This is a genomic window from Bacillus sp. NTK034 (assembly GCF_017303275.1).
In the GTDB taxonomy this organism is placed as follows: Bacteria; Bacillota; Bacilli; order Bacillales; family Cytobacillaceae; genus Cytobacillus.
Window position 1 is genome coordinate 210,871 of sequence record NZ_JAFKOJ010000001.1, and the last position, 18,289, is coordinate 229,159.

21 protein-coding genes are annotated in these 18,289 nt (G+C 41.1%); 14 read left to right on the forward strand and 7 right to left on the reverse strand.

The features are described from left to right. Positions 1-4: 4 nt before the first annotated feature. Positions 5-868, forward strand: a complete 864-nt coding sequence (locus JI665_RS01130; RefSeq protein ID WP_206835215.1) for a CvfB family protein — start codon at positions 5-7, stop codon at positions 866-868. Between the two features lie 46 nt (positions 869-914). Here JI665_RS01130 and JI665_RS01135 read toward each other — a convergent pair whose 3' ends face one another. Beyond that, the gene (locus JI665_RS01135; RefSeq protein WP_009331260.1) at positions 915-1,046 is read right to left on the reverse strand and encodes a DUF3941 domain-containing protein; all 132 of its coding nucleotides are present in this window, start codon (positions 1,044-1,046) and stop codon (positions 915-917) included. Positions 1,047-1,154: 108 nt separating this feature from the next. Continuing rightward, a complete protein-coding gene (locus tag JI665_RS01140) occupies positions 1,155-2,009 on the reverse strand; it encodes a DegV family protein (protein ID WP_206835217.1) in 855 nt (284 codons plus the stop codon). A gap of 127 nt (positions 2,010-2,136) precedes the next feature. Here JI665_RS01140 and JI665_RS01145 point away from each other — a divergent pair, with 127 nt between their 5' ends. Next, complete coding sequence (locus JI665_RS01145; RefSeq protein WP_009331258.1) at positions 2,137-2,967, forward strand: YitT family protein; 831 nt, start codon at positions 2,137-2,139, stop codon at positions 2,965-2,967. 20 nt (positions 2,968-2,987) lie between these two features. Beyond that, positions 2,988-3,743, forward strand: a complete 756-nt coding sequence (locus JI665_RS01150) for a BsuPI-related putative proteinase inhibitor (RefSeq protein WP_206835219.1) — start codon at positions 2,988-2,990, stop codon at positions 3,741-3,743. Positions 3,744-3,781: 38 nt separating this feature from the next. Here JI665_RS01150 and JI665_RS01155 read toward each other — a convergent pair whose 3' ends face one another. From JI665_RS01155 to JI665_RS01165, 3 genes are all read right to left on the reverse strand, one after another. Further along, the gene (locus JI665_RS01155) at positions 3,782-3,967 is read right to left on the reverse strand and encodes a DUF3813 domain-containing protein (RefSeq protein WP_206835221.1); all 186 of its coding nucleotides are present in this window, start codon (positions 3,965-3,967) and stop codon (positions 3,782-3,784) included. Positions 3,968-3,969: 2 nt separating this feature from the next. Continuing rightward, positions 3,970-4,122, reverse strand: a complete 153-nt coding sequence (locus JI665_RS01160; protein WP_009331255.1) for a hypothetical protein — start codon at positions 4,120-4,122, stop codon at positions 3,970-3,972. A gap of 128 nt (positions 4,123-4,250) precedes the next feature. Further along, positions 4,251-5,069, reverse strand: coding sequence for a Cof-type HAD-IIB family hydrolase (locus JI665_RS01165; protein ID WP_206835223.1), 819 nt, complete (start codon positions 5,067-5,069; stop codon positions 4,251-4,253). 280 nt (positions 5,070-5,349) lie between these two features. Here JI665_RS01165 and JI665_RS01170 point away from each other — a divergent pair, with 280 nt between their 5' ends. From JI665_RS01170 to JI665_RS01180, 3 genes are all read left to right on the forward strand, one after another. Continuing rightward, positions 5,350-6,117, forward strand: a complete 768-nt coding sequence (locus tag JI665_RS01170; RefSeq protein WP_206835226.1) for an alpha/beta fold hydrolase — start codon at positions 5,350-5,352, stop codon at positions 6,115-6,117. Positions 6,118-6,190: 73 nt separating this feature from the next. Next, positions 6,191-6,499, forward strand: a complete 309-nt coding sequence (locus tag JI665_RS01175; protein ID WP_009331252.1) for a metal-sulfur cluster assembly factor — start codon at positions 6,191-6,193, stop codon at positions 6,497-6,499. A 205-nt stretch (positions 6,500-6,704) separates the two neighbouring features. Continuing rightward, positions 6,705-7,832: a TIGR04053 family radical SAM/SPASM domain-containing protein gene (locus JI665_RS01180; RefSeq protein WP_206835228.1), complete on the forward strand. Its 1,128-nt coding sequence runs from the start codon at positions 6,705-6,707 to the stop codon at positions 7,830-7,832. 30 nt (positions 7,833-7,862) lie between these two features. On the opposite strand, the gene JI665_RS01185 is transcribed toward JI665_RS01180, so the two are convergent. Further along, on the reverse strand, positions 7,863-8,564 hold the full coding sequence (locus JI665_RS01185; RefSeq protein WP_206835231.1) for a Crp/Fnr family transcriptional regulator: 702 nt from the start codon (positions 8,562-8,564) through the stop codon (positions 7,863-7,865). A gap of 286 nt (positions 8,565-8,850) precedes the next feature. Here JI665_RS01185 and moaA point away from each other — a divergent pair, with 286 nt between their 5' ends. Beyond that, a complete protein-coding gene (moaA, locus tag JI665_RS01190) occupies positions 8,851-9,867 on the forward strand; it encodes a GTP 3',8-cyclase MoaA (RefSeq protein WP_206835235.1) in 1,017 nt (338 codons plus the stop codon). Positions 9,868-9,979: 112 nt separating this feature from the next. Here moaA and ric read toward each other — a convergent pair whose 3' ends face one another. Beyond that, on the reverse strand, positions 9,980-10,672 hold the full coding sequence (gene ric, locus JI665_RS01195) for an iron-sulfur cluster repair di-iron protein (protein ID WP_206835237.1): 693 nt from the start codon (positions 10,670-10,672) through the stop codon (positions 9,980-9,982). Positions 10,673-11,185: 513 nt separating this feature from the next. On the opposite strand from ric, the gene glp reads away from it, so the two are divergent. From glp to JI665_RS01230, 7 genes are all read left to right on the forward strand, one after another. After that, the gene (glp, locus tag JI665_RS01200; RefSeq protein WP_206835239.1) at positions 11,186-12,451 is read left to right on the forward strand and encodes a gephyrin-like molybdotransferase Glp; all 1,266 of its coding nucleotides are present in this window, start codon (positions 11,186-11,188) and stop codon (positions 12,449-12,451) included. Continuing rightward, positions 12,439-12,981 (forward strand): molybdopterin-guanine dinucleotide biosynthesis protein B, encoded by a 543-nt coding sequence (mobB, locus tag JI665_RS01205; protein ID WP_206835242.1) that lies wholly within the window; start codon positions 12,439-12,441, stop codon positions 12,979-12,981. Before glp ends, mobB begins: the two co-directional genes overlap by 13 nt. 157 nt (positions 12,982-13,138) lie before the next feature. Next, complete coding sequence (locus tag JI665_RS01210) at positions 13,139-13,858, forward strand: YwiC-like family protein (protein ID WP_206835245.1); 720 nt, start codon at positions 13,139-13,141, stop codon at positions 13,856-13,858. Between the two features lie 196 nt (positions 13,859-14,054). After that, positions 14,055-15,086: an N-acetyl-gamma-glutamyl-phosphate reductase gene (gene argC, locus JI665_RS01215; RefSeq protein ID WP_206835248.1), complete on the forward strand. Its 1,032-nt coding sequence runs from the start codon at positions 14,055-14,057 to the stop codon at positions 15,084-15,086. Positions 15,087-15,099: 13 nt separating this feature from the next. Next, entirely contained in the window at positions 15,100-16,329 is a 1,230-nt protein-coding gene (gene argJ, locus JI665_RS01220) for a bifunctional ornithine acetyltransferase/N-acetylglutamate synthase (RefSeq protein ID WP_206835251.1), read from the forward strand. A gap of 12 nt (positions 16,330-16,341) precedes the next feature. After that, entirely contained in the window at positions 16,342-17,115 is a 774-nt protein-coding gene (argB, locus tag JI665_RS01225) for an acetylglutamate kinase (RefSeq protein ID WP_206835254.1), read from the forward strand. Beyond that, the gene (locus JI665_RS01230) at positions 17,112-18,269 is read left to right on the forward strand and encodes an acetylornithine transaminase (protein ID WP_280516050.1); all 1,158 of its coding nucleotides are present in this window, start codon (positions 17,112-17,114) and stop codon (positions 18,267-18,269) included. Before argB ends, JI665_RS01230 begins: the two co-directional genes overlap by 4 nt. Positions 18,270-18,289: the final 20 nt, after the last annotated feature.

Below are 18,289 nucleotides of genomic sequence, written 5' to 3' on the forward strand. Positions count from 1 at the left end.
AGGGATGGCTTTAGAAGAGAATTTAGGCCGTGCTGCTAAACTGATTGTTTCAAGGGAAGCGGCATTTGGCTATTTTTTGACGGATGGAGAGGAAGATGTTCTTCTTCATCAGAATGAGACGGATGAAAAGCTGGAAGAAGGACAGGAAGTTGAGGCTTTTCTTTATATGGACTCACAGGGAAGAATTGCAGCAACAACTGTGATTCCCGAGGTTCAGGTTGGTACATATGGATGGGCACATGTAAGTGATGTAAAGCCCGGCATCGGTGTATTCATTAACATTGGCATTCAGAAGGATATGCTTCTGGGGGAGGAAGATTTGCCTGTACATGAAGCTGTATGGCCGATTGAAGGGGATAGGCTGTACATTACACTCCGGGTGAATAAGAATAACAGAATTTATGTAAAAATGGCTACTGATCCTGTCATTACAGATATTTCAATTAAGGCAGCCAAAAGTGATTTTAATAAGAATATTCACGGACATATATATAGAACCGCAAAGGTTGGGAGCTGGATTTATACAGCTGAAGGCTTTAAAGGCTTTATCCATGAATCCCAGCGCAAAAGGGAGCCCCGTCTTGGCGAAAAAGTTGATGGGAGAATTGTAGATGTGAAAGAGGACGGAACAGTGAATGTTTCTCTTTCTCCCAGAAAACATGAGGCACTGGACGATGATTCCGAAAAAATCCTATCATATCTTGAAAGCCGCAATGGTGCGATGCCTTTCGGAGATAAAAGCGCGCCAGAAGATATACAGGAGCGTTTTCAGCAAAGCAAAGCTTCTTTTAAAAGGGCTCTGGGAAGGCTTATGAAGGAAGGCAAGGTTTATCAGGAAGATGGATGGACATATATAAAGAAAGACTAATTTACAATCTAAAAAACGGACAAGCCAATGCTTGCCCGTTTTATTATTATAGATGGTCTGTCTTTTTAGAATATTGGTTTTTCCCCGCCTTGCGGTTTTTCTCGCGCATCATATTTTTTTCGTGAAGAAGCGCATTATTGTCTTTCGCTTTTTTATCATTATCGGAAGTATGCGGCATAATAATAATACTCCTTTCATACTAAGAGGTTTATCCTTCAGAATATTACTGAAGTACAATCATATTGTCTGTCAGAATGAAATGGAGTATGTATTCTTCACTTAAGGTTTATATTTGCTTTTGGTAGAAAACCGCAATTGTTCCTGGACCCGTATGGGAACCGATTGCAGAGCCTATGGATGTAATATAGACTTCTTTGGCTTTAAGCTCTTCCAGGATTAATCTTTGCATTTCCAGAGCTGTGTCTTCATCATCTGCATGGCTGATGCCGACCGTCTGGTTCTCAAACGAAGTCCCATTTTCTTTCATCAGCTCAATAATGCGGCGAAGAAGCTTTTTCTTGCCGCGCAGTTTCTCAATCGGTACAAGTTTGCCATCTTCTACAGTTAGGAGAGGTTTAATATTCAAAAGTCCGCCTAGAAATGCGGAAGCTTTAGAAACACGTCCGCCTTTTGCCAGGTATTCGAGGTCATTTACAGTGAATAAACTCTCGAGGTTCCGGCAGCGAAGTTCGATATCTTGCTGTATATCTTCCTTGGATGCACCTGATTGTGCTTTGGCAGCAGCTGCCTTCACGATTAATCCATATCCCAATGAAGCAGCCTTGGAATTGATAATGGATAATTTGAAATCCGGGTATTTCTCTTTTACCTGCTCCAAAATCATTACAGCGGTCTGGTATGTACCTGAGAGTCCGGAGGAAAAAGAAACATAAATACCGTCTTCATTTTGTTCTGCCATTTTCATGAACGTTTCTTCAAAATGTAGAGGGGATACCTGAGATGTTTTAGGCACCTGGCCATCACGGATAGCATCATAAACATCCTTAGGTTCTATGGTGACTAAATCTTCATATTCTGTATCATTCAGTTGAACCTTTAATGGGAAAAGTGTGACGCCATTTTCTTCATAGAAGCTTAGCGGCAGATCACACGCACTGTCAGCTAAAATTTTTACTGACATTTTCTTTCACCTGCTTTCAAACTATATGAATTAAGTTTATAGAAATCAAGGAGAAAAAACAATGAATTGTGTTGAAAATGACACTGACTGGGTAAAGAAAATAATAAGAAAATTCAGGGGGTAAAAAATGGTTTGGTTAGAAACTAAGAAAGTATTTATTGTTTTAATTGGTGCAATATTGAACGCGATTGCGATGAATTTTTTTCTGATACCTGCCAATGTATATGCGAGCGGTTTTACAGGTGTGGCCCAGCTCTTATCAAGCATTCTGGGGGATTTTGGATCAACAGGGATCCTGCTTTTCATTCTAAATATTCCCGTCACCATTTTAGCCTGGAAAAAGGTTGGAAGGTCGTTTACCATTTATAGTTTTCTCAGCGTATTCTTAATGTCTTTTTTCCTGGAAATAATACCGGTAATTCATGTATCAAAGGATATTTTGCTTAATGCCGTTTTTGGAGGTGTCATTGCGGCTGTTGGCGTAGGGATAACACTAAAATGGGGGGCTTCCACAGGAGGGATGGATATCATCGCGATGGTATTGTCCCGAATGAAAGACAAGCCTGTCGGTACATATTTTTTCACACTTAACGCCATTATTATAATAACTGCCGGCTTTTTGTATGGCTGGGAAAAAGCCTTATACACTCTTGTTACCCTATATGCCTCAACCAGGGTCATTGATGCCATTCATACAAGACATGAGAAACTGACAGCATTGATTATTACGAAAAAATCGGAAGAAATGAAAAAAGCCATCCATGATCATCTTGTCAGGGGGATTACAACCATTCCTGCAAAGGGGGCTTTTACAAATGAAAACAAGGAAATGATGATGATTGTCATCACCCGTTACGAGTTATTTGACCTTGAAAGAATTATAAAAGAAGTAGATCCGAATGCTTTTACGAATATTGTCCAAACCGCTGGTGTATATGGTTTCTTCCGCAGGGATTAAATGGAATGGAGGGATGAAGGATGCTTCGGCTTTTGGCTGCTGCTGCTCTGATTATCTTTACTATGCCTTTGCAAAGTTTTGAAGCTTCTAAAAAGGAAATGCCATTTGATTTTAAAGTAACGCCTCAAGCAGGAACAGAAAACATGGAGATGGAATTAGTTCTGAGGAATAATGCCAATTACCCGCTAAGCTTTGAGTTTAGGACTTCCCAATTTTACGATGTGGATATATTCAATCAAAAGGGCGAAAAGGTATATTCCTCTTCAGAAGGGAAAGCGTATTTACAGGCTATACAGACTGTTGCCCTCAAACCGGATGAAATTAAGGTGTGGAAAGAGCAATGGGATTATCGGCACAAAGGCGTAAGAGTTAAGGAAGGGGAGTACATTGTAAAAGCCAGGCTTTTGGCATCAAACATAAATGGGAAAGAAATGGAGACGAAAGCGGAATCAAAAGCCTCTTTCTATATTCCAGGAGAAAATCCTGCCTTTCGCCATGTTAAGGTCTCTGGAGAGAATGGCTTTTATACAGTATCAATTGAAGGGCGTCTAAAAAGCGGAAAGCTATGGTATACAGTTGAAGATGGCCATAATGAACTGCTGCCTGAAAAGGGAGTATCAGCACGTTCAAATAACTGGGAGAACTTTAAGATAAAAGTAAGCATTTCTGTTGATAAACTGCCTGAAAACGGATCATTGATTTTGCATTTATATGAAAAAAGCCATGAAGACGGACATATTATTAATTCCTTTCCTGTTATCCTGGAAAGGAGATAAAAAAGAAGCTGGCAGCCATCGAGGCTGCCAGCTTCTTTTTAGCGATTCTGCGAATATTGTTCAAGCTCCTGCTGCATCTCCCGCAGCTGTGCCTGTTCAGCCGCATTGGAATTGGCAAACGCGGAACTTAAAGCATTTTTCGCGCGGGAAACAGTTTCTTCGCCTGCAGAATTTTTAGCTATTTCCACATATTTTCTGGCTTCCTGAAATAGTCTGTTTCCCATCGTTATATTCCTCCGAGGGATGATTCTTTCACATTAGCTAATTTTTGGGCTTCCGCCTCTGCATAGGTCATGTGGTACGGGATACGTTCATCATGCTTACTAACAGTATCAACACCCTGTTGTACGAAGCGTTTTGATTTATTACGTTTACCCATTCGAATCCCCTCCATGAAAGAGTTTAAAGCAGCATTGTGCTGCTCCATCCTTTAGTATGCTCTATAGGAATGATTTAAAAAGGGAATTTAATGGACTGATTACTATTTAATTCTTTTTGTTCATTTGCTTACAGTGCTTTAAGGTTTAATAATTCATTTAGATAGATTCCGATTCCATCTTCCTCGTTGGTTAGGGTGACTTCATTGGCAATATTTTTAACCTGGTCTATAGCATTGCCCATGGCAATCCCGTAGCCTGCAAATTCAAGCATTTCAAGATCATTGTCTTCATCACCGAAAGCTATGATCCGCTCAGGCGGTATTTGGAAGTAATCAGCTGCTTTTTGGAGGCCAACGGCTTTATTCAGACCTGTTTTTACGATTTCAATGACATGCCATGGAGCCGCCCAGCGACGGTGGTCAATCACTTCGGCATGGACTTCAGAAAGATGGGCTCTAATTGTTTTTACATGTTCTTCATCTGTATGGATCAGCATGCTTGTCGGATTATCATTAAGATAATTGCGCAAATCTCCAGTCGTAATTTTGGGATCGCCAAAACCGAAGATATCCAGAAGCTTTTCATCATGGTAATGCAGGTAAACATCATCTATAACTTCTGCTACAATATTATGAACTGTATAACTATTAACTGCTTCGACAATTTCCTTTGCAACGTTCATTTGCAAAGGTGTGTGATAAACTCCCCAATTATGATCTTTAGGATGATGTATATAAGCACCATTGAAATTGACTATTGGCGTAGTCAAGCCCATTTCACGATAGTAAATTTCGCTGGAGCGATATGGCCTACCTGTGGCAATCATCACTTCATGTCCTTGTTCACGTGCCTTTTGAATAATCATTTTAGTTTTAGCTGAGATGGTTTTGTCATCTTTTAATAATGTTCCATCAAGGTCCAGTGCAATTAAATGTTTTTCTGCCATAAGATCTCCTTCTAAGCGCTCAGCACTTTTTCTTAAGAATAAAACTGCAGATAGCGGACTGCAGCAAATTGCTTATCTTGAAGTATGCCCCGCTTTTCTTTTAAGTGTAAAGGTTTTGGAAAAAAAAAGTCTACATGTTAAACTGAAAAAATAGAAAGAATTTACATCATGACAAGAGCGTAAGCTTTTACAAAATCATTTTATACATATATGTTATCAATATTATTATAATTTTGTAAAAAAAATCACTTGTGCCCTAACAGATTTAGGAGGAAGAACTGTGGTTGTTATTGAACATAAGCATTTCAAAGAAATTCCTGTTCTTGAACTTGCCAGGCAGGAAGTAAAGGGGGAACGCTTGCCATTCATTATTTTCGTTCATGGCTTTACGAGTGCCAAAGAACATAATCTGCATTATGCCTATCTGCTTGCTGAAAAAGGGTTCAGGGTGGTGCTTCCGGACACTTTACTTCATGGGGAAAGATCTGAAGGTTTATCAGGCAGCGATTTAAATTTCAAGCTATGGGATATTGTTCTGAATACCATTGCGGAATTGAACATAATCAGGGATGTCTATGAGGATGCAGATTTGATCGACCAGGGAAGAATAGGGCTTGTGGGCACCTCCATGGGAGGAATAGTCACTTTGGGCGCCTTGACCCAGTATGAGTGGGTCAAGGCTGCAGTAAGCCTTATGGGTATGCCGTATTATGAAAAATTTGCACAGCTTCAGCTGGATGAATTGAAGAAGAATAAGGTTGAAATTCCGCTTTCCAGCGAAGAACTGGCAGATCTGCTGGGGACTTTAAGGGAGCGTGATTTAAGTCTTCAGCCTGAAAAACTCGGAGGAAGGCCTCTTATGTTCTGGCATGGCAAAAAAGACCCGGTTGTGCCTTATTCCTATACATACCAATTTTATGAGACCATTCAGCCCTTATATAGTGACTCACCTGAAAACCTCATGTTCATATCAGATGAACAGGCAGGGCATAAAGTAAGCAGGGAAGGGCTGCTGGAAACGGTTAAATGGTTCGGGGAACATCTATAACCAACATTTTTTCAATTCATTTAAATATTTGTTAAGATAAAGATAAAGTAAATAATGAAGGAGTGCTGCAGATATGGACCAGGATTTAAAAGACAGCATCATGGGTGCGCTTGAACTTGTTGTTGACCCGGAGCTGGGGATAGATATTGTAAACTTAGGCTTAGTATATGATGTTAAAATGGAAGAGGAAGGGAAAGCCGTAGTAGATATGACTCTTACATCCATGGGCTGTCCTTTGGCAGGAACAATTGTTGAACAAGTAAAGTCAGCTTTGGCTGATATTCCAGAAGTAAAGGACACTGAAGTGAACATTGTCTGGAACCCGCCTTGGTCTAAAGACAGAATGTCCCGCTATGCAAAAATTGCACTAGGCGTACAATAAGATTGAATCTTAAAAAACAGCTGGAGTATTTTCCAGCTGTTTTTTTATGCCCTTGCTTGTAATTTTTTGAACGTAACTCTGTACATGAGCATTGTATGTGAGGTAGTTCACTTATTTAACATGCCGATTATCCTATAATAACGATGGAAAGACAAAATTGCGTTGATGAAACAGCCAGGATTGAGCTGTTTAGGAGGCATTTCAAATGGGATTTGATAGAAATTTTAATAATGACCCTTTTATTGTGATATGGGAATTAACAAGGGCATGCCAGCTAAAATGTCTGCATTGCCGAGCGGAAGCGCAATACAAGAGAGATCCGCGAGAGCTTTCTTTTGATGAAGGGAAGTATTTGATTGACCAAATCAAGGAAATGAACAACCCTATGCTTGTTTTTACTGGTGGAGATCCATTAATGAGGCAGGATGTATTCGACATTGCCGAATATGCTGTAAAAAAAGGCGTGCGTGTTTCGATGACGCCCAGTGCGACACCCAATGTAACAAAAGAAGCTATTGAAAAAGCTAAAAAGGTCGGCTTAGCTCGATGGGCTTTCAGCCTTGATGGGCCAAATGCGGAAATCCATGACCATTTTAGAGGTACTTCCGGATCCTTTGATTTAACGATCGAAAGGATTAAATATTTGCACGAGCTTGAAATACCAATCCAGATTAATACAGTTATTTCGCGTTATAATATAGATTATCTTGAGGAAATGGCTAAGGTTGTCGAAGAACTCAAATGTGTTCTTTGGAGTGTGTTCTTCCTCGTCCCAACAGGAAGAGGGCAGGAAAAAGATATGATTTCTCCGGTTGAACATGAGAAGGTATTTACATGGCTGTATAACTTAAGCAAAAAAGTTACTTTCGATATCAAGACAACAGCTGCCCAGCATTACCGCCGAGTAGTCATTCAGCAAAAAATGAAGGAAGCGAAGGCTCAGAATGAGGACATTCAATATCTTGATGCACTTACACAGCAAGGGCTAACGGGTTCTATAGATGGTTTAGGCAGGGCACCTAAAGGAGTAAATGACGGAAATGGATTTGTTTTCATTTCACATATTGGGGATGTTTATCCCAGCGGGCTGCTGCCTGTTAAAGCAGGGAATGTAAGGGAACAGCCACTTGCTGAAATATACAGGGAATCGCCAATTTTTAAAAACCTCAGAAATCCTGATAAGTATAAAGGGAAATGCGGACTATGCGAGTTCCGTTATGTATGCGGGGGATCCAGGTCACGGGCATTTGCCATGACAGGGGATTATATGGAAAGCGAGCCGTTTTGTGTCTATATTCCAAAGGCACATAGAAAGAAAGAGGCAAAATCATAAAAGAAAGAGGAGTGCAGTTAAGATGCACTCCTATTCGATGCTGCAATATACGGCAGGGCAGTTTTCACAGCCTATTTCATTTTTTAAATATTGAAGATCTTTGACTGTGATTTTTCCATTTAGAATGGTGATGATGCCGTCTTTTTTCAGTTCACCCAGTATCCGGTTGGTGCTTTCCCTGGAGGTGCCGCAGAAATTCCCAAGTTCTTGATTCGTAAGGGGCAGATCAATGAGTATGCCGCCCATAACCTTAATGCCATAGCTGTTAGTCATTCTGATAAGGGTTGAATAAAGGGCACCTTTTTTTCCATTAAGGACGAGATCTCTAAATTTGGTCTGTGTATTACGGAAGTGGTCGCTCATCCATTTCATAAATTCATAAGCTAATGTACTATTTTTAAAAATCTCCCTTTCCAGGACATCTTTTTTTATCACAGCAACTTCACCAGCTTCAAGCACTAAAGCATTTAATAAATATTTAGGGTCACTGGTAAATAGGGTCAGCTCACCAATGATTTCATTTTCTCCGCATATCCTGAAAGTGAGTTCTCTGCCATCTGCTGTTATCTTGCTGATTTGTATCTTGCCTGAAAGTATAATATAAAGCTCATCAGCATCCATACCTTCCTGAAAAATGTAGGCCCCTTTGGGGGTTTTCATACGCCGGTCTGCGAAATGAAGAAGCTCTTTAATCTCTATGGAATGTGTCGGTTTAATGGCTGTACGAGGCATGTTGACCCTCCTTCATAAAACAACTGTCTTTTTTCACAATAATATCATTTGTATAGTGAAAACATTGCCGGCTTTTGTGTCTTTATTGTGGCAAATTCTATTGAAATGGCGTGTCTTTGCTATTATACAAACAATTCCCTATTAACATTGAAACGATTGTATGTTCTAATAGTAGAAGCCCTTAATTTGAGATACTGGGTTATTTCTGTTATTTTAAGGGAAAGGCTAAAATATACATCTGTATAGAAAGCTTTTTTAAGTCACTCTTTATATGGAGTTGAACGAAATGGCTAAAACAATCGTAAAAGATAAATTGAATAGACCTTTAAGAGACCTTCGCATTTCTGTCATTGACCGCTGTAATTTCCGCTGTCAATACTGCATGCCGGCAGAAATATTTGGGCCGGATTTTGCTTTCCTTCCAAAAAACGAGCTCCTGAGCTATGAAGAAATTGAACGGCTGGCTAAAATTTTTATAAGCCTTGGAGTGGAGAAGATCAGGTTAACAGGCGGAGAACCGCTTATGAGAAAGGACATGCCTAAACTTGTAAAAATGCTTTCAGACATTGAGGGCTTAAAAGATATAGGACTAACCACAAATGGTGTATTGCTGCCCAAGCATGCGAAAGATTTAAAGGAAGCAGGACTGGTGAGGGTTAACATCAGTCTTGACAGCCTGGATGATGAGCTGTTTGGAAAAATAAACGGACGCAATGTGGGTGTCAAACCAGTTCTTGAAGGAATCGAGGCAGCAAAAGAAGCAGGGCTTGGCGTCAAGCTTAATATGGTCGTTAAAAAAGGCCTGAATGATTCTGAAATTGTCCCGATGGCTAAGTTCTGCAAAGATAACGGCTTACAGCTCCGCTTTATTGAATACATGGATGTCGGCAGTACAAACGGCTGGAAGATGGACGAGGTTGTTACCAAAAAAGAAATTTATCACATGTTAAAGGAACATTATTTATTGGAACCGGTAGATCCGGATTATTTCGGAGAGGTTGCCAAGCGATACCGATATAAGGGGACTGATGTGGATGTTGGGTTTATTACATCTGTTTCTGAATCGTTCTGTTCAAGCTGCACACGTTCAAGATTGTCAGCAAACGGCCAAATTTTTACATGCCTTTTCAATGGAGAAGGCCATGATCTGAAGGGATTTATGAGAAAAGGCGCAACGGATGAAGAAATTACCGATCGGATTATTAATATTTGGAACGAAAGAAAAGACAGATATTCAGACGAACGGACTGAAGAAACCATTGCCAGCAGGAAAAAGATTGAAATGTCCTATATTGGAGGATAAAAAAAGCATGCTTTGCTGTGTCATGAGAAATGGACATAGCCGGGCAGGCTTTTTATTTTGTATTTTAGACTGCAAAAAAACTGCAGCCGTTATTGGCTGCAGATCAAGATGTTTATATATACCGTGGAAATAGAATGTTATTTTCAAGGTGAACATGCATGAAAGTTTGGCTTTCAAGATCTTCCAGCCGCTTATACACAAGGCGGTATGAGCCGCATGCATCTGCTGGAGGAGTATAATCAGAAGTAATTTCCCTCAATTCCTTTAAAATTGAACCTGCATGATCATGCTCTTTCTCAAGCTCCCGGATATAGCTGATGATTTCTTCGCGATTTTCAGCCTGGGGGTCATCAAGCTTCAGAAGCATTGGAAAAACTGACTCTTCCTCTTTAGAAGTATGTTCAAGAAGCTCGTGCTTCAGCTCAAAGAATAATTGATGGACTTGTAAAAGCTCCTCGTGGCTTTCTCCATGGACTCTTGAGACCTTTGTTACATATGGGCTTAATAGGGATAGTTCCTCCTCAAGAGGACGATGATATCGTTTGATGACATGTTCAATAATAACTTCTGATGTACTGTCAGTCCATACTTCTAAATCATCGGTTTGGTTTTCCTTCTGAATAACCTCGTTCAATTCTTTAATCAGAACGTCCATATTGGCAGACTGCTCTGAAACTGCACGCACCAGCGGAATATTTCCACCGCAGCAAAAATCAATGCGATGACGTTTAAAAACATCACTTGTCTTTGGAAATTCATTTACAATATCTTTTACCAGGGGGTCTTCTGTAAGCAGTATGGTCATTGAATTTTCCTCCTTCTATCTTGTGAACTATCTAAAGAATAAACGAATTTCCTTTTTTATTTGGTGACGGGCATCACACTTGCAGGCTTTTTATAAAGTTTTTTGGGTAGTCTATTTTCGCATAAATTGTTGTTCTTTGCCTATCAATGTTGTCCGTTGATTTCCGCTCCAGGCTGCTCGCTTTCCGCGGGGCGGGCGGTGAGCCTCCTCAACGCTCCGCGTCTGCGGGGTCTCACCTGTCCCGCTACTCCCGCAGGACTTTGAATAAGCTTCGTTGAGTAAACACCGCACGAAGAAAATGCGAATGCATTTTCGAGGATCTCGCACCTTCCGCTACAATCAACTTAGTAAATAATATAAAAAAAGCAACAAACCTTACGAAAACAGCCTTTGGGTAAAACCATGCACATATGGAACTGAAAGTGTGATGATTGTCATGTTATAAGTTTTCATGTACGTTTATAATAATTGAAATAGAAAAAGCGTTAAGAAAAGTACATAGGAGCTGATATCATGCTGGAAAAAAGAACTCCCATTCCTGTTGCTGATGCAGTAAAAAAAATCATGGCATATCAATTAAACGGAAGTGCAGAATACGTATCCATTAATGAAAGCAACGGCCGTTTTCTGGCAGAAGATTTAAAAGCGACACATGATGTCCCTCATTTTGATCGATCACCATATGATGGTTTTGCTGTCCGTTCTGCAGACACAAAGGAAGCTTCATTGGAAAATCCCGTCATATTTGAGGTGGTAGACCACATTGGCGCCGGACATGTGACATCCAAAAAAATTGGTCCATTCCAGGCAGTAAGAATTATGACTGGTGCCCAAATGCCTGAAGAATGTGATGCCGTTGTAATGCTTGAACTGGCAAAAGCATATGAAGAAGACGGTAAGAATTTTATGTCCATTAAACGCACCTATAATCCTGGAGACAATGTTTCCTTCAAGGGCGAAGATGCGAAGGAAGGAGATTCCCTGGTTAAAAAGGGGACAAAAATCAACCCTGGAATTCAGGCTATTCTTGCTACCTTTGGCTATGCCGAGGTACCGGTTGCAAAGAAGCCTGTTATCGGATTATTTGCAACAGGCACCGAGCTATTGGAAGTTCACGAACAGCTGCAGCCGGGGAAAATCAGAAATAGCAATGCCCATATGATAGCAGCGCAAATTGAAAGGGCTGGAGCAGAAGTTGTTTATTATGGAAAACTCCCTGACGAATTTGATACTTGTTTCAATGCTGTGAAGGAAGCTTTGAACAGTGTGGATATGCTGATTACTACGGGTGGCGTATCTGTGGGGGATTTTGATTATCTGCCGGGAATTTATGAAAAGCTTGCGGCAGAGGTCCTTTTCAACAAGGTTGCGATGAGGCCCGGCAGTGTGACAACAGTTGCCCAGCATGAAGGGAAGCTGCTGTTTGGACTTTCCGGAAATCCTTCTGCCTGCTATGTAGGGTTTGAGCTTTTTGCAAGACCGATCATCCGGAAAATGCTGTTCTCTGAGAAACCGCACTTAAGAAAAGAAACAGCAGAGCTCGTGGCCGAGTTTCCAAAAGCAAACCCATTTACACGATTTGTCCGGACTGCTGTGAACTATTCAAGAGGCAGACTGGAGGCAGCGCCAAGCGGAGTGGATAAATCAAACATTGTGATGAGTCTCGCCGGCGCGAATTCACTAATGATCCTGCCAGGCGGTACCAGAGGCTATGGCAAGGGCGACATTGTTGATGTGCTATTGCTTGAGGACCATGAAGGAAGCGAATGGCCATGGTAAAGGAACCTGTCATTTTTCAGGTATCCGGCTTTCAAAACAGCGGAAAAACAACCTTGGTAAATAAATTGATTTCCGGATTAAAAGGGAAGGGCCTTTCTGTCATTGCCATTAAGCATCATGGCCATGGAGGCAAGCCCGAGACCCCGGAAGGAAAGGATTCCAGCAGTCATATTGAATCAGGAGCAGCGGCTTCAATTGTTGAAGGTGGCGGCAGACTTCTTTTACAAGCTGAGAAGAAAAGCTGGAGCCTGGAGGAACAGATCAGGATTGCCATGCAGCTGCAGCCTGATGTAGTACTTATTGAAGGTCATAAAATGGCTTCATACCCTAAAGCACTCCTGCTCAGAAGTGGTGAAGATCTGTACCTTATGGAGGAACTGACAAATATCTGTGCACTCTTCAGCTGGGAAGATAAAGTGATTAAGCACAAGGCTGCAGATTTGGAAACTCCGTTTTTCAGCATTCATAATCCAAAAGGCACTGAGTGGATTATTGAGTATTTAGTGGGCGAAAGTAAGAAAAGGAAATAAGATTATTCAAAACAGTCCATTTTATTTTGGGCTGTTTTTTATAATTCTCTGAAAGTTGAACGTTTTGTGGCGATGTGTTTACCAGTGATAATCTTCACTTATTATTTACCGGGAAAATTATATATTATTGGCAGAAAGCAGCGGGGAGGTATTGAAGATGAAGTTATTTATGCCAAAGCAGCATGGAGCCTGGGTAATGCTGATTCTGCCATTTTGGCTCGGAGCGGCTGCATCTGATATTATTTGGTCTCATATCCCGTTCTTTTTAGGATGGATATTATTATATCTGGCTACTTATCCGGGCCTTCTTCTTTTTAAAAGAAAAAGAATGGCTTTTTATGCGAAGTGGACTTCTATTTATCTGGTTCCGGCTATTTTACTGCTATTAATTCCTTTACTGGTAAGGCCATCGATTATCATCTTTGGACTTCTTATGATTCCTTTTTTTATTATTAATGCAAGCTATTCGTCTAAAAATAGAGATAGGGCATTAGGTAACGACTTTAGTGCCATCTGTGCATTTTCAATAGCAGGCCTTGCAAGCAGCTACTTGCCGCATGGGGAAATTACACCGCTGGCCTGGACAGTATTTGCAGCTTCCATTTTATTTTTTGCCGGAAGCACTTTCTATGTAAAATCGATGATCAGGGAAAAGAGGAACATTTCCTTCAAATGGATTTCGTGGATCTTTCATGCTGCGGTACCGATTCTCTGGCTGCTGGCAGGCGGATGGATTGTATCTGCAGCGTTTCTTCCCAGCCTTTTTCGGTCCATTGCATTTTATGGGAAATCATTTACACCTAAAAAAATTGGGATATATGAAATTGCGAATGCAGCCATATTCTTTTTCATGTTATTACTTGCCATTCACAATTAATGACCGGCCTGACCAGGCCGGTTTTTCAATTTATCCAGAAATAGATATTCCGAGTAAAAATAAATATTAGAAATCTTTAAAACTTCAGTAAAATAGGTTGCAATTTTTTCTTACAGTTTCTATAATAAGAGAAACATAAATTCATAAATATGTATATAAATGATTAAATATACAATCGAGTGTGGAAGGAGCAATTATGAACGTTTCAATTATCGGAACAACCGGATATGGGGGTGCGGAATTGCTCCGTATCCTGAAACAGCATCCAGAATTTAATATTATATCGATCCATTCAACAAAAGAAAATCTCCCCATTTGGAATGAATATCCTCATCTATATGAAATTATTGACAAGAACTTACAGGGGATTGATTCAGCTCAAATAGCAGACCAATCTGATATTGTTTTTCTGGCAACGCCATCTGGAGTATCAGGGAAACTTGCTGAAAGTTTTTCTGGCAAGGATATAAAGGTAATTGACCTTTCCGGTGATCTTCGAATCCCGGCTCAAGCCTATCTGGAGTGGTATAAACACGCTCCTGCAAACGAATCTCTTGTAGAAAAAGCAGTATATGGGCTTCCTGAGTGGCATCATGACGAAATAGCTTCCGCAGAAATCATATCTAATCCTGGGTGCTATCCAACAGCTGCTCTGCTAAGTCTGGCACCAGTTGTAAAAGAAAATTTAATAAAACCAGAAAGCATTGTGGTCGATGCAAAATCCGGCGTTTCAGGGGCAGGAAGGGCGCTTTCAAGATCAACAAGCTATGCAGAAGCTAATGAAAACCTGCGTGTTTATAAGGTAAATCAGCATCAGCATACACCAGAGATCGAGCAGCAGCTGCTGAATTGGAATTCCGCAATAATGCCGATCACATTCACGACCCATCTTCTTCCTATAACAAGAGGAATTATGACAACCAGCTATGTTCAGCTGACAAAAGAATACACTTCTTCTCAAATTATTGAACTTTATCAATCAGTCTATGAAAAACAACCATTTATTCGAATTCGTCCTGAAGATTCTTTCCCTTCCGTCAAAGAGGTGGCAGGCTCTAATTTTTGCGATATAGGTGTCCATGTAGATTCCAGAACGGGCAGACTGACAATAGTTTCAGTGATTGATAATTTAATGAAGGGTGCTGCCGGGCAGGCTGTACAAAATGCCAATATAATGAGCGGATTGGATGAAGCAGCGGGTCTCGGATTTGTTCCGCTCTATCCATAAGGAGGAAAGATAAATGCAATTAGTATCTCAAACTGAAGTAACCGAACTGCCGACAGGCAGCATCATAACACCGAAAGGCTTTTCAGCAGCTGGCGTTCATGCCGGGCTGCGCTATTCAAAAAAGGACCTGGGAATTATATTAAGCGATACTCCTGCACAATGTGCAGCTGTCTATACAACAAGCCATTTTCAGGCTGCCCCTCTAAAAGTTACACAGGAAAGCATTGCAGCAGAAGGCCTCATACAGGCTGTCATTGTAAATAGTGCATGTGCCAATGCCTGTACAGGGGACCAGGGGCTAAAGGATGCTTATCAAATGAGAAAATCAGCTGCAGATAAATTCAATTTAAAGGAGCAGCATGTGGCGGTTGCCTCTACTGGTGTCATTGGGGAATATATGCAGATGGATAAGATAGAAGAGGGCATTAAGATGCTGAAGCCCGGCAATGAGGCAATACATTCAGAGGATTTTCAAACATCCATATTAACAACGGATTTAGTGATGAAGAAGTGCTGCTATTCGGCAGTCATCGATGGGAAAACCGTTACTATGGGCGGTTCGGCAAAGGGGTCTGGAATGATTCATCCCAATATGGCAACCATGCTTGCGTTCATCACAACAGATGCAAATATAGACTGCGGTGATTTGCAATTTGCATTAAAACAGGTTACCGATCGAACGTTCAATCAGATAACCGTTGATGGAGATACCTCAACAAATGATATGGTAATGGTCATGGCCAATGGAACCAGCGGTATAAATAAACTTTCGCCGGAACATCCAGATTGGGATGTATTTATACAGATGCTTTCTCAAACAAGTGAAAGTCTTGCCAAACAGATTGCAAAAGATGGTGAGGGGGCAACAAAGCTGATAGAAGTGGAGGTATCGGGGACAAAAACGGATGACGATGCAAGAATGATTGCTAAGCAGATTGTTGGCTCGAACCTTGTTAAAACTGCTGTATATGGAGCGGATGCCAATTGGGGCAGAATTATAGGGGCAATCGGACAGAGCCAGCCGTCTATTGATCCGTCTTCGGTAGATATCGCAATCGGACCTATAGCTATGCTGCAAAATAGTGTTCCACTTGCATTTTCTGAAGAAGAAGCAAAAGAGTACTTATCCAATGCCGCCATTCAGATTACTGTGGATCTTCATCAGGGAGCAGGCAAAGGGAAGGCCTGGGGATGTGACTTATCCTATGATTATGTCAAAATCAATGCAAGCTATCGTACCTGAGGGGGATGCCATTTGAAAAGTATAGTCATTAAGTGCGGAGGCAGTGTAATGGAAGAGCTGGGAGAAGCTTTTTTTGATAGTCTTTTAGTGTTAAAGAATGAAGGATACCAGATTGTTTTTGTTCATGGAGGCGGCCCCGCAATTAACAGCATGCTGGAACTTTATAATATCCCTCATGAATTTGTCAATGGGCTAAGAAAAACGACTCCGGAAGTTCTGGAGGTAGCAGAGATGGTCTTGTCAGGACAATCCAACCGCAAGCTTACCTCAATGATCGAACTGCATGGTTTGAGAGGGTTTGGCGTAAATGGAAGTGATGCGGGATTACTAAAGGCAGAATTTATCAATCAGGATGAGCTTGGACTTGTTGGTGAAATAACGTCTGTAAATCAGTCAGTACTGGAAATGTTATTTAACGAAGATCTGGTCCCTGTCATTACTCCTATTGCAGCTGCAGAAGGCGGCACGAAACTGAATATCAATGCCGATTATGCGGCGGCAGCCGTTGCCAATGCGATTAAAGCTGAACATTGCATCTTTGTAACTGATGTAAAAGGAATTTTCATTGACGGTAACCTCTCTCCCCAGCTTGACGCGGATGAAATTAAACAGCATATTAACGATAAAAAAATTACAGGCGGAATGATTCCTAAAGTTACCTCTGCCTTGAACCTAATCAGCAAAGGGCTAAATAGCGTAATGATTGTATCAGGAAAAGAAAAGTTTTATGAGGAAGGCATATGGATCGGTACGAATGTATCTGCCAAGAAGGAGGTTTTAACTTGAGTAATCTATTTCCAACGTATGCCCGGTGGGAAGTGGAGCCGGAAAAAGCAGAAGGAAGCTATCTTATTGATAAAAATGGGAAACGCTATTTGGACTTCACATCAGGGATCGGAGTCTGCAATCTTGGTCACCGTCCAGCAGCAGTACAAGAATCAATCAATGAGCAGCTGAATAAATTCTGGCATGTTTCCAATTTATTTATGCAGGATCAGCAGGAGGCTGCAGCAAAGGCTCTCTCTGAAGCTGCGGGCATGGACCTCGTATTCTTTGCCAACAGTGGAGCAGAAGCAAATGAAGCAGCGATAAAGCTTGCAAGAAAAGCTTCGGGACGGAAAAAAATCATTACTTTTCAGCAATCATTCCACGGGAGAACCTTTGCCACTATGGCCGCAACGGGCCAGGAAAAAATTAAAAAAGGCTATGGTTCCATGCTTGAGACTTTTAAGTATGTTCCTTTTAATGATATTAATGCATTGAAGGATGAGATTGATGCGGAAACAGCGGCAGTTATGCTGGAAATTGTACAGGGTGAAGGCGGGATTCACATTGGGAATCAGGAGTTTCTAACAAAAACAGAGCAGCTTTGCAAAGAATATGGAGCGCTGCTGATTGTAGATGAAATTCAGACCGGCATAGGCAGAACAGGTAAAGCCTTTGGATTTCAGCATTTTGACCTTTCTCCCGATATCGTAACCGCAGCTAAAGGCTTGGGAAGCGGATTGCCAATAGGCGCTGTGATTGGAAAAAAAGCATTAGAAGGAGTTTTTGGGCCAGGTAGCCATGGATCAACATTTGGCGGGAACCCGATCAGCATTGCCGCAGCTATTGCTACCATGAACACAATATTTAATGATGATTTTTTACAAGGCGTTCAGGAAAAGAGTGCATATCTTGCTGACAGATTGGCAGAATCGCTTGAACAGACTGCAGCTGTTAAGGAGATTCGCTTTCTTGGTCTGATGGTCGGTATTGAATCAGATATTCCCCTTCCATCATTGTTGAAGGAATTAAGAGCCAATTGCTTGCTGGCATTGCCTGCAGGAGAAAATGTTTTGCGGCTGCTGCCTCCGCTGACAGCATCAAAATCTGAAATGGATGAAGCGATACAAATTCTGCAATCCACACTAAAGGAATTTTCAAAATCAGCTGTGTAGGCTGTATTATTTTTCAAATA

Bases quoted from the DNA above. Each gene is read 5' to 3' on its own strand.
- JI665_RS01130 (WP_206835215.1), top strand. From the start codon at position 5: ATGGCTTTAGAAGAGAATTTAGGCCGTGCTGCTAAACTGATTGTTTCA.
- JI665_RS01135 (WP_009331260.1), bottom strand. From the start codon at position 1,046: ATGCCGCATACTTCCGATAATGATAAAAAAGCGAAAGACAATAATGCG.
- JI665_RS01140 (WP_206835217.1), bottom strand. From the start codon at position 2,009: ATGTCAGTAAAAATTTTAGCTGACAGTGCGTGTGATCTGCCGCTAAGC.
- JI665_RS01145 (WP_009331258.1), top strand. From the start codon at position 2,137: ATGGTTTGGTTAGAAACTAAGAAAGTATTTATTGTTTTAATTGGTGCA.
- JI665_RS01150 (WP_206835219.1), top strand. From the start codon at position 2,988: ATGCTTCGGCTTTTGGCTGCTGCTGCTCTGATTATCTTTACTATGCCT.
- JI665_RS01155 (WP_206835221.1), bottom strand. From the start codon at position 3,967: ATGGGAAACAGACTATTTCAGGAAGCCAGAAAATATGTGGAAATAGCT.
- JI665_RS01160 (WP_009331255.1), bottom strand. From the start codon at position 4,122: ATGGGTAAACGTAATAAATCAAAACGCTTCGTACAACAGGGTGTTGAT.
- JI665_RS01165 (WP_206835223.1), bottom strand. From the start codon at position 5,069: ATGGCAGAAAAACATTTAATTGCACTGGACCTTGATGGAACATTATTA.
- JI665_RS01175 (WP_009331252.1), top strand. From the start codon at position 6,191: ATGGACCAGGATTTAAAAGACAGCATCATGGGTGCGCTTGAACTTGTT.
- JI665_RS01180 (WP_206835228.1), top strand. From the start codon at position 6,705: ATGGGATTTGATAGAAATTTTAATAATGACCCTTTTATTGTGATATGG.
- JI665_RS01185 (WP_206835231.1), bottom strand. From the start codon at position 8,564: ATGCCTCGTACAGCCATTAAACCGACACATTCCATAGAGATTAAAGAG.
- moaA (WP_206835235.1), top strand. From the start codon at position 8,851: ATGGCTAAAACAATCGTAAAAGATAAATTGAATAGACCTTTAAGAGAC.
- ric (WP_206835237.1), bottom strand. From the start codon at position 10,672: ATGACCATACTGCTTACAGAAGACCCCCTGGTAAAAGATATTGTAAAT.
- glp (WP_206835239.1), top strand. From the start codon at position 11,186: ATGCTGGAAAAAAGAACTCCCATTCCTGTTGCTGATGCAGTAAAAAAA.
- mobB (WP_206835242.1), top strand. From the start codon at position 12,439: ATGGCCATGGTAAAGGAACCTGTCATTTTTCAGGTATCCGGCTTTCAA.
- JI665_RS01210 (WP_206835245.1), top strand. From the start codon at position 13,139: ATGAAGTTATTTATGCCAAAGCAGCATGGAGCCTGGGTAATGCTGATT.
- argC (WP_206835248.1), top strand. From the start codon at position 14,055: ATGAACGTTTCAATTATCGGAACAACCGGATATGGGGGTGCGGAATTG.
- argJ (WP_206835251.1), top strand. From the start codon at position 15,100: ATGCAATTAGTATCTCAAACTGAAGTAACCGAACTGCCGACAGGCAGC.